Here is a 12,058-nt window from a genome sequence, read left to right as displayed (position 1 = left end):
GGGTGGGTTCAACATATAAATTATGCGGGCATCAATTCATCAAGGGTCTTCTCTACCGTCCGGATCGCACGGGGAGAACTCATTACCAGAATTTCCGCTCCGGCCATGAGCAGGCTCGTCGCGGTTGCGGCTTCCCAATGCACGGCCCGTTCCGTTCGATCTCCCCATTCCGGCAGATCCTCTTCCGACGCCTTGACCTCCTTCACCTTCCAGACCACCGAAGAGAGATCTAAAAACATGGGGGGCTGCATCATGGCATCATTCTGTACCAACCCGGCCGCACGGATCCGCTCTATGACGGAGTAGGTATATTCCAGACCGTAACCGAGGGCGCTGGCCGTCGGGTCGGTCACCACGTTATTGATGTCAAAATCTGCCTGGCTCAAAAGGATGTTGATCTGTTTGGCCAGGTTGAAATCAAGATTGGAGAAGGCAATCATTTTATGGCCGTTGGCCGTGGCCGCGGCGGCAATGGTCTTATAATTTTCTTCCTGGGCCTTCCCGATCAGACAGTTATGCCCCCGGGCGGCATCGGCGACCACCTTGAGTACGGCGCCATCCTTGGCTTCCTTAAAACAACCGAGGATAATCAGCGGAATATCAATGGCAGCCAGGACCTTTTTTACCGTTTCGGCGGCCGATTCCGGAGAGGCATCCTGGCCGTCCGGGTCGGTGCTGACCAGACGGAGCGCTACCGCCCGGGCTCCTAATTCATCCTGACAATATTTGGCCCACTTCGCGGGATCATCCCAGACCGCCCCTAACTCCTCCTGGAGCGCCTCCGGCGGATCCTCCGGCAAGACGTCAAGGACTTCGTAAGCAATCAGCGGCCGGTGTCCCACTTCCCCTTCAAACGCATGAAAGGGCAGCGCCGTCGCTCCCCCCACGGTCACCGCTTTATCCCCCACTCCGATTGTCACGGAAAGAACCTTTCCGGAATAGTTTTCCTTCAGAAGTTCCACAGCCATTGTTTTCTCCTCTTCAATAATGATGGTGTCGTAAAAAGTCACGAAGCCCTTCGACAAGCTCAGGGCGAACGGTGTAAGTGATTGATATTCCGTTCGTGTGGTTCGACAAGCTTCCGAGCATGTGGTTCGGCAAGCTTAATAGACCGTTCGTGGTGAGCTTGTCGAACCACATGCTCGGAAAGCTTAATAGACCGTTCGTGGTGAGCTTGTCGAACCATGAACGAAATCCGGAATACGACTTCATCAATAATCAAACCTCTAAGAATGAGTGGGCATACATAATCTCTCCCCGCATCACCTTCATGGTCTTTTCCACATCCTCCGCCGGATACACCGATGTCGGATCGCCGGTACGAACAACCTCCATGAAATCTTTTTCGAGGGTGTCGATAATCGCCCCGGAGAGACCCGCATCAACAAGCATCTTATAGAAGACGGCCGTGAGGATCCCCTTCATCTTCATGGGCGCCGTATTGGCGATATTGGAAAGACCGACGACGGTTTTCATGGGCGGATCGTTCAGAGTCTGGAACATCTCCACGGCGTTAATACAGTGCATGGCCTGTTCCTGATTCCCGTTGAGCATCAGCACCAGCGGATCCAGGTGGATATTCTCAACGGGCAGCCCCACTTCGGCGGCCTTCCCCATAATATCCACGGCAATGGCGCACCGCTCGTTGGCATCCGCCGGAAGTCCCGAACCGGAGAGACACAGCCCGATGATATCACACTGGAACTCCGCCGCCACGGGCATGAAGGTGTTGAGCCGTACCGTTTCACCGGAAGTGGAGTTGATCATCGGCTTGCCCCATTCATTGTTGTGCGCCTTGAGCCCCGCCCGGATGGCATCGAGGTTCGTCGTATCCAGGGAAAGAGGGACCTGCACCACCTCCTGCACGGTCTTGACGATCCAGTCCATCAGCTCCGGTCCGTCATCCTCGGCGGGACCGATATTGATATCAAGCATGTTGGCGCCGGCTTCGACCTGTGCCCTTGCAATCTCCTGGATCGGCTTCGGGTCCCGGGCCTCCATGGCCGCCCGTTGTACCTTCGTAATCACATTGATACGCTCTCCAATCAGTAACATGCGCTCTACCTCCTCCGTTTAAGATAACCGTTGAAACCGTTCAAGCAGTTTAACCCGATTTCACATTCAATAATTTCAGGAGCCTCTCTTGGGTCTCTGGACGGATACTCCCTTTCGCCTCCGCCACATCGACCGCAATCCGTCCCAGCTCGCAGTAGATCTTCCTGCCGTCCGGCATCAAGGCATCAAAGGCGGCGAGATGCCCTTCGATCGTCTCCACATCGCCCCGCTCAATGGGACCGGTCAGCGCCTTCGGAATACCAACCCGCTCAAGATTCTTCACCGTCCCGCCGATGAGAGGCATCAGAGCCGGAAGTCCTTCTTCCCTGGGAATCCCGATAGCCTCGAACATTCGGAGTGCCTGAAAAATCAGGGCGACAAAATAGTTACAGGCAACGACAGCCGCTCCGTGGTAAAGCATCTTCCCTTCCGAGGGGATGACCATCGCCGTTCCCCCCAGTGCCCGGATCAGCGCTCTGCCCGTCGTGAGCGCCTTTTCATCCCCGTCCAGTGCAAAATAGGACCCGGGAAGATTCCGCACGGCCTGATCAATATCGGCCATCGTCTGGAGGGGGTGGATCGAAAGGACCGAAGCACCGCAGCTTCGGGCCGGGTCCAGGAGGTCGGCCGAATGAGCGCCGCAACAGTGGATGACCGTACTTTCTTTCGTCACCCCCCCGTTTTTCACAATCTTTTCACAAACCGACCGAATCGCACCATCCGGCGTGGTGATGAAGATCACCTCCGCCTGCCCGGCCGTGCCGGCCACGTCTTCCGATGCCGTCCCGGCCCCCACATAACGGACCGCCTTCTCCGCCGAGGCAAGACGCCGGGAGGCAATGCCCGTGATCCGGTATCCCTTCCCCGCAAGCAATGCACCAACGGCCGTTCCCACAACCCCGGCACCGATAATGGCCACACGCCGTGCCGTCATGCCGTCCCTTCCGGATCAGGTCCCCCGTCAGCGGATCTCCAGGGAATCGAGAATCTTCTCGAAGGCGACCACCACAGGGGAATCATCCGGCAACTGAATGATCGGCTTCCCCCGGGCATCATATTCCGTAATCGCCGGATCGGCGGGAACCACCCCGGCGACGATCATGCCCTGCTCTTTGATATATCGCAACAACTCCGGGTCGGGCTCACCCTCCACCCGGTTGAGAATCAGCGCCGTCCGTTTAATATTGAGCTTCAACTCATTGACCAGCCCCTGGACACGGTGTGCGGCCTGGACACCCCGTCTGGAAGCATCGCTCATCAAAAGCAGCAGGTCGGTGTCGTGGGTTGTACGACGGCTCAAGTGTTCCAACCCCGCCTCGTTGTCCGTCACCATGTAGGGATACCTGGACGAAAGTTCGTCCGAATACCTCCGGATCAGGTTGTTGACAAAGCAGTAGCACCCCGGACCTTCGGGCCGTCCCATCACGAGAAGATCAAATCCCTCCTCTTCCGAGATCACCTGATGGATCATCATCTCGAAATAGGCCTCTTTCGACATCCCCCCCGGCTGCGCGCCGTCCCGGTGCAGGATCTCCTCCCGGAGTTCTCCGATCGTGTTCTCGACGGCAACGCCCAAGACCTCGTTCAGGTTGGCGTTGGCATCGGCATCGATCACCATCACCGGACTTTTTCCCCGGCGGATCAGGTAACGGATCAGAAGCCCCGTCAAACTGGTTTTCCCGGTCCCCCCCTTCCCGGCAACAGCAATACTGAAAGACATATAAAACAATTCCTCACCGCAGAGACGCAAAGGTCGCAGAGAACACCTTCTCTCTCTTTACTTCCGACTTTTCCATGTTCTGCATTTCCTGGCATCCTTTGCGTGCTTTGCGAGAGATGGTTTCTGTTTTTCCCTTAAAATCGTTTTTCCCCGTGCCCCCCGTGTTCTACGTGGTTATATGTTTTCTGGTTTTGATCTTCCCTTTCCCTTTGTGCCTTTGGCCTTTGGCCCTTGCTTTTCTCCGCGTCCTCTGCGCCTCTGCGGTGAATGGTCTTATCGTTTTACATATTCAGGAATTTCTCCCGCATCTCTTCCGACTTCCCGCAGGTCATTTTCCCTTCGGGACACTTGCCGGTAACACAACCGGGACCTGCATTGACAAAGAGTTTCGGCGCCGCCTCCTTGAGCTTGACCAGCATCTGCTCGGCCATGGCCCGAATCTCCCACTGCGCCCGGTTACAACATCGGACCCGGAAAAAGTGGAGTAACTCCCTTGCATTCATGGTGATCACGATCTTGGTCTCGGCGGCATTGGGGAGAAGAAAACGGGCATCTTCCTGTGACTTCTCCCCGGCCTCTCCGAGTGCGGCATTCAGTTCGTCGTACCACCCCTGGATCGTCTGCATTTTTTCTTCAAACCATTCGGCCTGTCCGGCATCCACAACGCTCGGAGGAATAACGTACTCGAAAGTCGCCCCTTCATGTTTCGCCGTCTGTTCCCCCACGTAACGCTGGCTCTGCTGGGAGTTGTGAACCACAAAACCGTTGGCAACAAAATTGTGATGCGGGCCGTCCATTGCTATGTCATAAGTCTCTTCGATTCCCTTGGGGGTTATGCTTTCTATTTCCTCCCATTTTACCGTACGGTAACACCCATTGGATCGCGAATGGTAAGGGACCGGCGCCGTGTCGAACAAACCGGCGTATTCATTTTCGTTGTTGTTTACTTTTCGGTGACACTCCCGACAAAGAGTTACGAGATTCTCAGGGGCCGTGTTCTTCGTTTTATCGGCATACAATGGTATTTTATGGTGCAGGGTTAATTGCCCGCCTGTTTTCTGACAAAGTTTACATTTGAAACCATCCCGCTCATAAATCGATCTTCTAAGTTCCGGAGAAATTTCCTTTCGAAGCCGGACCGCTTCTCTCGTTATCCCGCCCTTCCACTGGGGATTGCCTAGACCCTTCATTTGCTCGGAAAGCCGCCTCCGCTCTTCCGGAGTTCGCTTGCGGTTCAGCGTCCAATGGTAACCGGTCCTTGGCCTATGCCCGTGCAGCCCACCCGTCTCTTTTTGCAGTCCATGGCGTCTTATCCAAGACCTGACTGTGTGCTTTGAACAGCCCAGCAACTCCCCAATTTCCTCCTGGGTCAGGTTTTCAGAGTTATACCTTTCATAGAGCCAGATCTTATCCCTCAAAAGCGCAAACTCCGGGGCTTTACAGGTAACGCCGTTCACCGCCAGTTTGGGCCTTAACCTGGCAATATCTTTCAGGGGTAGCCAGCCCTCTTTTGTAAGAAAGCGGTGGTTGGGGGTTGCTTTAATGGTTCTGCCGTTATTGAGCTTTACCTCCCACACCTCGTTTTTGCCGGTGTAAAAAATATCTTTAATTTTTCCTCTGGAGAATACCTGTTTCTCCTCATCCAGGCTGTTTAACCGAATCAGCTTTAGTCTCGACCGGCCGTGAGGAGACAAAGTCCTGTCAAAAAGCGATTTGACAGTAAACCTTTTGTAGCCTCTTGATTTTTGCCTTGCTCCCTTTATGACCGTGTCGCCGCTCAAACAGTAGGAGGCAACCCGGTGGCGGACGATCTGGTGCGAGCAGGCCCGGGAGATCCCTTCCACCCCGAAGGTAAAGGTCACATGTTCCACCGGCGACATGTGCCCCATGGAAACAAGTTTATCGACAAAAGCCGACTGGTCCTTGCTTTCGATCCCCGCTTTCAGGTCGTCAATGTTCGCCGGAGAATAACAGAGTTTGGCCCCCATAGCGACCACCTCTTCCGGACGGGGCGTATGGCGTAACAGTTCCACGTGCAGTTTTGCCTGTCCCATAACAACTCCCCTGCAGTCAGCTGTCAGCGCTCAGCGACCAGCAAAACCAAAAGAACTTGCCTTTCCGTTTCCAACTGACGGCTGAAAGCTATTTAAAGGTATGCTCTTCTCCGGGGAAGACTCCCTGCTCCACCTCTTCCTTGTACTGCCGAAGGGCCTTCAGGGCTTCTTCGCCGAGGACGGCATACCGCTTGATGAACTTCGGAACGAAGCGGTCAAAAAGACCGAGCAGATCATGAAGCACCAGGACCTGACCGTCACAATCAACACCGGCGCCGATCCCGATGGTCGGAATCGAGATCTCCCGGGTGATCTGCTTTGCAATCCCGCCGGGAACACACTCGAGGACCACGGCAAAGGCCCCGGCCTTTTCCACGACCTTCGCATCTTTCACCAGACGGTCCATCTCCTTCTGGACTTTGAAACCGCCCATTTTGTGGACCGACTGGGGGGTCAGGCCGATATGGGCCATGACGGGAATTTCGGCTGCGGCAATCGCCTCGATTGTTTTTTCGACCGCCGCCCCCCCCTCGAGTTTCACCGCTTGGGCGCCTGCCTCTTTGAGAAAGCGCCCTGCGTTGAAAACCGCCTCCTCCCGGCTCGCCTGGTAGGAAAGAAACGGCATGTCCCCCACGACCAGGGAGTGGGACGTGGCCCGGGCCACCATCTCCGTATGGTAGATCATCTCGTCCATGGTGACGGGGAGGGTGTTCTCCTTCCCCTGCACCACGACACCGAGGGAGTCCCCCACGAGGATCATGTCGATCTCCGCCTGATCGACCAGGGCGGCAAAAGGGAAGTCATAGGCCGTCAGCATGGTGATCTTTTTGCCTTCGGCTTTCTTCTTTGCCAGATCGGTGAGGGTAACTCCGGGCATACCTAACACCTTTTTGGTTCAAACCGATTAAACCGTTCAAGCAGTTTAACCGGTTGAAACCATTTGAACGGTTTGAACGATTCTATCAAGCCAGGCCTGCACGCTTTACAATTTCCGGCACCAGTTCCTCTTTCCCGATGGCCATGATATGGACACCGTCGCAGAGATCCTTCGTCTCGTTGATGAACTCACACATGATATCGATCCCGGTGTCGATCGCCTTCTCCTTACCGGCCTCCTTCATCCGGTCGATAAGGTTCCGGGGGACCATCACGCCGGGCACGAACTTGTTCATGTAGTTCGCCATCCCCGCCGAGGTCAAAAGGACCAGGCCGGCCATGATTTTCACATCGTACTGCCGGGCAAATTTCATGAAGTCCTTGAAATTTTCGGCATCATAGACCGCCTGGGTCTGGAAAAATTTCGCCCCCGCCTTGATCTTCTTTTCAAATTTCATCAATTGCGGCTCAATCGGTCTCGATTCCGGCGTGACCACGGCCCCGGGAAAAAGGGAAGTCGATCCTTTCATTTCATTTCCCGCCAGGTCCTTCCCGCCGTTCAAGGCCTCCACGGTCCGGAGAATCTGGACCGATTCGAGATCGAAGACCGGCTTGGCATCCTTGTGATCCCCCGCCTGGACACCGTCTCCGGTGAGACAGAGGACATTGTTGATCCCGAGAACCTCGGCGCCCAGAAGATCGGACTGGATCGCCAGACGGTTACGATCACGGCCGGTAATCTGGAAGACCGGGTCGTGCCCCATCTCCTTCAAGAGCCGACAGACCGGAAGAGAACCGATCCGCATGACGGAACTTTGGTTATCGGTCACGTTGATTCCATGGACATATCCAAGCATCCCTTCGGCATGGTGGAGCATCTGATCGATCTCCGTCCCCTTGGGCGGCCCGCATTCTCCGGTGATGGCAAATTCTCCTGCTTCAAAGGCCTCTTTCAAAGTTTTTTTCATCGGTCTCGCCTCTCCTCCTGAAAAATTCAGCTACAAATCACATAAACCAATTCTTAGCCACGAATGTCACGAATTATTCGTGGCGATTTTATTCGGCCTTCTTCGCTTCCTTTGCCTTCCGCTTCGCCTCTTTCTCCTCCATCTTCTTTTTGAGCGTCGGATTCAGATGACGCATCGGTTTCAAGTGCGCCGACCATCGCTTGGGGGGGGATGTATCCTTCAGGTTATCGAGCCGTCCCTGTTTCTCCAGTCGTTCATAGGCCAGGACCCAGGCACAGGGTGTATCATTTCCGATCTCGCACATGCCGTCATTCACCCCGCCGCAGGGACCGTTCAAAATCCCCTTGTAGCAGCGGGTGATGGGGCAAATCGCACCCAGCTTGTCGATGCGGCATTCTCCACAGGCGGAGCAGAACTCCACATGCTGGCCGAATCGTTCCGTGTTCCCCAGGAAGAGGGCGTTATTAATCGGAAAGACCGGCATCTCTTCGTAGAGGGTCCCCAGGGTCTGTACGCCGGCGCCGCAGGACATCACGCCGATTGCGTCGGCCGCCTCAACCTCTGCGGCATGTTTCTTCATCTGACTTTTTACATCGGGGATATGACAGCTCGTATCGGGGATCACCGTCCCGGTCACCTCGATCCCCTCCCCCTTGAGAGCCTCCTCCATCCGTTTCAGATCATCGGGTCCGCCCGCTTCACAGACCGTTGCACAGTCTCCACAGCCGACGAGAAAGATCTTCTTCACGTCCTTGAGCATTTCCCTGATGGTTTCAATCGGTTTCGTCTCTTGTACGATCATAATCTCTGCTCCCTCTCCTCCTCAGGTTACCAACGGTTCCTATTGCCCTTTCCGCATCAACTCCAGCATCTCGATCCGGGTACGCTCGTGGGTCTCAAAGATCCCCCGTACCGCCGAAGTAATCGTCTTCGCCCCGGCCTTCTTCACGCCCCGCATGGAGACACAGAGCTGCTCCGCTTCAATCACCACCATGGCCCCCCGCGGGTCGATACTCGCCACGATCAGGTCGGCTAATTGTGTGGTCAACCGTTCCTGAACCTGCGGTCTTCGGGCCAGCAGATCCAGCGCCCGGGTGAAGGCTGAAAACCCGACGATCTTTCCTTCCCCCGGGATATAGGCGATATGGGCCTTTCCGATAAAGGGAAGAAGGTGATGTTCACAGACCGAGTAGAAAGGAATATCCCGGACCATGACCATCTCTTTATGAGCCTCCCCTTCAATCGGCCGGATCACCTGCGACAGGTCGGCTGTCAACCCGCCGAAAATCTCCTCATAGAACTCCGCAACCCGTCGAGGAGTCTCTTTCAAACCGGGACGTTCCGGATCCTCACCAATCCCCTCCAGGATCAACCGGACCCCTTTCGCAATCTTGTCGGTATCCATATCGTAACCCGCGTTTTTTCATCTTCCGGCAAAGCAAGATGAAGATCGGATGATCCTCTCGTCTCGCCTTGAGATACCTGCAAACCACCTTCAGGACTCTGATTCGGACTACAATAAGGCAGGACGTCGGCAATCAAACGCTGTTTTACAATAACGTTACCCGGAGCATGGTAAGTTAGCAATTCACTATTTAATTGTCAAGAATTAAATATTCCGAACTTGATATATAAAACTTCGTGGCTCATAACATTATGAAAAGAGAAGGAAATTACGCATTATCCATGGAGGGGGAGACGGCAACAGCCCGGCAAATTAGAATATACGAATAAAACAAAATTGATGAAGTCGTAAAAAGTCCGTTCGACCCTTCGACACGCTCAGGGCGAACGGTGTAAGTGATTGATATTCCGTTCGTGGTGAGCCTGTCGAACCATGAACGGTATCCGGGAACTGACTTTTTACGACACCATCATATACAGATAAAAAGACTGGAACTTCATCCTGGACTACAACGGCGGAGTGATGGTCACCAGCACCTTCAGATCGCTCACAGCCCGGATACCGTGGGGAATCCGAACCTGTCCGATCACGATATCGCCTTTTTTGACCTCCACTTCTTTGCCCTCTTCGATCAGGATTCCTTCTCCGTCCATAATTGCAAAGATGATCTCGGAGTCAACATCGTGGGAATGGACGGGAAGCTCCTGCCCGGCCATGAAACAGAAAAGGAGTTGTCGAAAATTAATGGAATCGTGTGTAATCTTAACGGTCATTTTTTCCGTGCTGAAGCTTGCAATGTCGTCGATATGAAAATGTTCCGCCATGGCCTCTCCCCAAGTATCATTATAAAGTAAGGTAGCCCTATTAATGACAGAGAGGGGCCGCTTTGTCAAATCGACAAGCAGGCTGATCTCGGGCGATCTCCTCCATACTGAATGCAAATGTTCAAAATGTGTGATTTCTGTTATGATTCTATCCCTGATATTGCATGAATGATCGTCATGATAGGCCGGAAAAGAGCGGAAGGCTTCGCACAGAATGTTTTCCGGTGAACAAAAGAGGTTTTTATGGCATTGGTGAGTTTGCAGGGTGTGAAAATCAGCTTTGGAGGGCTGCCCGTTCTCGAGAGTATTAATCTCTCTATCGACCGGGGCGAACGGGTCTGCCTGGTCGGGAGGAACGGGACAGGCAAATCGACTCTTATGGGGCTGATCGCCCGTGAAGTCAAACCGGATGAAGGCAGCATCGTGTTCCGGCAGGGGGTGACAATCACCGGGCTTGCCCAGGAGGTTCCAAGGGGGCTTTGCGGCACCGTTTTTGATGTGGTAGCGGACGCGTTTGGTAAGCAGGGAAAACTGCTGGCCGAGTATCACAATCTGGGCGGCAGGCTGGGCCGGGATCAGAGCGAGAAGCTGATGACCGCCTTTGAAAATGTTCAGCACCGGTTGGAGGCGGCTGGCGGCTGGGACATAGAACCGCACGTCGAGACGATGCTCTCGCGGCTTAAGCTTTCGGCCGATACGGAGTTCTCCGAGCTTTCCGGCGGCCGCAAGCGGCTGGTCCTGCTTGCCCGGGCCTTGGTCAGCGAGCCGGACCTTTTGCTTCTGGACGAGCCTACGAATCATCTGGATATCGATACCATTGCGTGGCTGGAGGAGTTTCTGCTTTCTTTCGGCGGGGCACTTCTGTTTGTCACCCACGACCGAATGTTGATCCGGAAGCTTGCGACACGGATCGTGGACCTCGATCGCGGCCGCCTCACGAACTGGCCTGGAAATTATCAGATCTATCAGGAACTCAAAGAGGCCGCAGTGGCGGAGGAGGCCACAGAAAACGCCAAGTTCGACAAGAAGCTGGCTGCAGAGGAGGCCTGGATACGGCAAGGGGTGAAAGCGCGCAGGACGCGCAATGAAGGCCGCGTGCGCGCACTCAAGGAAATGCGCAGGATCCGGGCGGGGCGGCGCGAGGGAATCGGCAATGTGCGGATGCAAATACAGAAGGCGGAGCAGACGGGGCGGACCGTAATTGAGGCGGAGGGCGTGGGTTACAGCTATGGCGGGGTTGATACAATCCGGGGGTTTTCAACAACGATCCTGCGCGGCGATAAGATCGGCATTATCGGACCGAACGGAGCGGGGAAGACCACGTTGCTCAAGATATTGCTCGGTCAACTTATCCCGATGGAAGGGACGATCCGGCACGGCACGAAACTCCAACCAGCCTACCTCGACCAGCACCGGGCGCTCCTCAATGATGAAAAAAGTGTCCGGGATAATGTGGCGGACGGCAGCGACTATGTGACCCTCTACGGGAATCGGCGTCATGTGATCGGTTATCTTCAGGATTTTCTTTTTCCTCCGGAGCGTGCGCTGAGCCCGGTGAAGGTCCTCTCGGGAGGGGAGCGCAACCGGCTGTTGCTGGCCAAGCTTTTCACGAAACCGTCAAACCTGCTTGTACTCGATGAGCCCTCGAACGATCTGGATATGGAGACTCTGGATCTGCTTGAAGGACTCCTGATGGACTACCCGGGAACGGTCCTTCTTGTAAGCCACGACCGGGCATTCATCAACAATGTCGTGACCAGCACGCTCGTGTTTGAAGGGGAAGGATGTGTGAACGAATATGTGGGCGGCTATGACGACTGGCTCAGACAGAGAAAAGAGCCCGCTCCCGTGCTTCCGGGCAAGGAGAAAAAAAAGGACAGGCGCCCTGATCGTTCGGCCTCAAAACGGAAATTGACCTTCAAGGAACAAAAGGAGCTGGAAGCTCTTCCCGAGCGCATCGAGGCGCTTGAATCGGAACGGGAAGAGATCCATACCCGTCTGGCGGATCCCGCCTTTTATCGATCAAGCGGCAAAAAGGTGGCTGAAACCAGGGCAAGACTTGAGGCGTTGGACAATGAACTGACCGGGGTCTATGAGCGTTGGGAAGTACTGGAATCGCTCAGGGGATAATTCTCGCGAGTTTTCTTCAGACAGGA

The 12,058-nt window shown here is 54.8% G+C and carries 11 protein-coding genes; 1 reads left to right on the top strand and 10 read right to left on the bottom strand.

The features are described 5' to 3' along the window. Positions 1-20: 20 nt before the first annotated feature. The 10 genes from GXP58_07805 to GXP58_07760 all read right to left on the bottom strand — a co-directional run bounded on the left by GXP58_07805 (position 21) and on the right by GXP58_07760 (position 9,902). Entirely contained in the window at positions 21-968 is a 948-nt protein-coding gene (locus GXP58_07805; GenBank protein NOY53509.1) for an acetyl-CoA decarbonylase/synthase complex subunit delta, read from the bottom strand. Between the two features lie 250 nt (positions 969-1,218). Further along, positions 1,219-2,055, bottom strand: a complete 837-nt coding sequence (locus tag GXP58_07800) for a dihydropteroate synthase (protein ID NOY53508.1) — start codon at positions 2,053-2,055, stop codon at positions 1,219-1,221. Positions 2,056-2,104: 49 nt separating this feature from the next. After that, positions 2,105-2,989: a DUF2520 domain-containing protein gene (locus tag GXP58_07795; GenBank protein ID NOY53507.1), complete on the bottom strand. Its 885-nt coding sequence runs from the start codon at positions 2,987-2,989 to the stop codon at positions 2,105-2,107. Between the two features lie 27 nt (positions 2,990-3,016). Continuing rightward, complete coding sequence (locus tag GXP58_07790) at positions 3,017-3,775, bottom strand: carbon monoxide dehydrogenase (protein NOY53506.1); 759 nt, start codon at positions 3,773-3,775, stop codon at positions 3,017-3,019. A gap of 281 nt (positions 3,776-4,056) precedes the next feature. Next, positions 4,057-5,829, bottom strand: coding sequence for an FAD-dependent thymidylate synthase (gene thyX / locus GXP58_07785; GenBank protein NOY53505.1), 1,773 nt, complete (start codon positions 5,827-5,829; stop codon positions 4,057-4,059). Between the two features lie 88 nt (positions 5,830-5,917). Continuing rightward, entirely contained in the window at positions 5,918-6,706 is a 789-nt protein-coding gene (gene panB / locus GXP58_07780; protein NOY53504.1) for a 3-methyl-2-oxobutanoate hydroxymethyltransferase, read from the bottom strand. A gap of 85 nt (positions 6,707-6,791) precedes the next feature. Further along, the gene (locus GXP58_07775) at positions 6,792-7,673 is read right to left on the bottom strand and encodes a 5,10-methylenetetrahydrofolate reductase (GenBank protein NOY53503.1); all 882 of its coding nucleotides are present in this window, start codon (positions 7,671-7,673) and stop codon (positions 6,792-6,794) included. Between the two features lie 88 nt (positions 7,674-7,761). Next, complete coding sequence (locus GXP58_07770; protein NOY53502.1) at positions 7,762-8,475, bottom strand: 5,10-methylenetetrahydrofolate reductase; 714 nt, start codon at positions 8,473-8,475, stop codon at positions 7,762-7,764. Between the two features lie 39 nt (positions 8,476-8,514). Continuing rightward, positions 8,515-9,078, bottom strand: a complete 564-nt coding sequence (folE, locus tag GXP58_07765; GenBank protein ID NOY53501.1) for a GTP cyclohydrolase I FolE — start codon at positions 9,076-9,078, stop codon at positions 8,515-8,517. A gap of 506 nt (positions 9,079-9,584) precedes the next feature. Next, positions 9,585-9,902 (bottom strand): cupin domain-containing protein, encoded by a 318-nt coding sequence (locus GXP58_07760; protein ID NOY53500.1) that lies wholly within the window; start codon positions 9,900-9,902, stop codon positions 9,585-9,587. A 243-nt stretch (positions 9,903-10,145) separates the two neighbouring features. On the opposite strand from GXP58_07760, the gene GXP58_07755 reads away from it, so the two are divergent. Then, on the top strand, positions 10,146-12,032 hold the full coding sequence (locus tag GXP58_07755) for an ATP-binding cassette domain-containing protein (protein NOY53499.1): 1,887 nt from the start codon (positions 10,146-10,148) through the stop codon (positions 12,030-12,032). Positions 12,033-12,058 lie beyond the last annotated feature (26 nt).

The sequence above is a fragment of the Deltaproteobacteria bacterium genome (genome assembly GCA_013151235.1).
In the GTDB taxonomy this organism is placed as follows: Bacteria; CG2-30-53-67; CG2-30-53-67; order CG2-30-53-67; family CG2-30-53-67; genus JAADIO01.
Note: the sequence above shows the minus strand (reverse complement) of the source record. Positions and strands in the feature narration are given on the sequence as shown.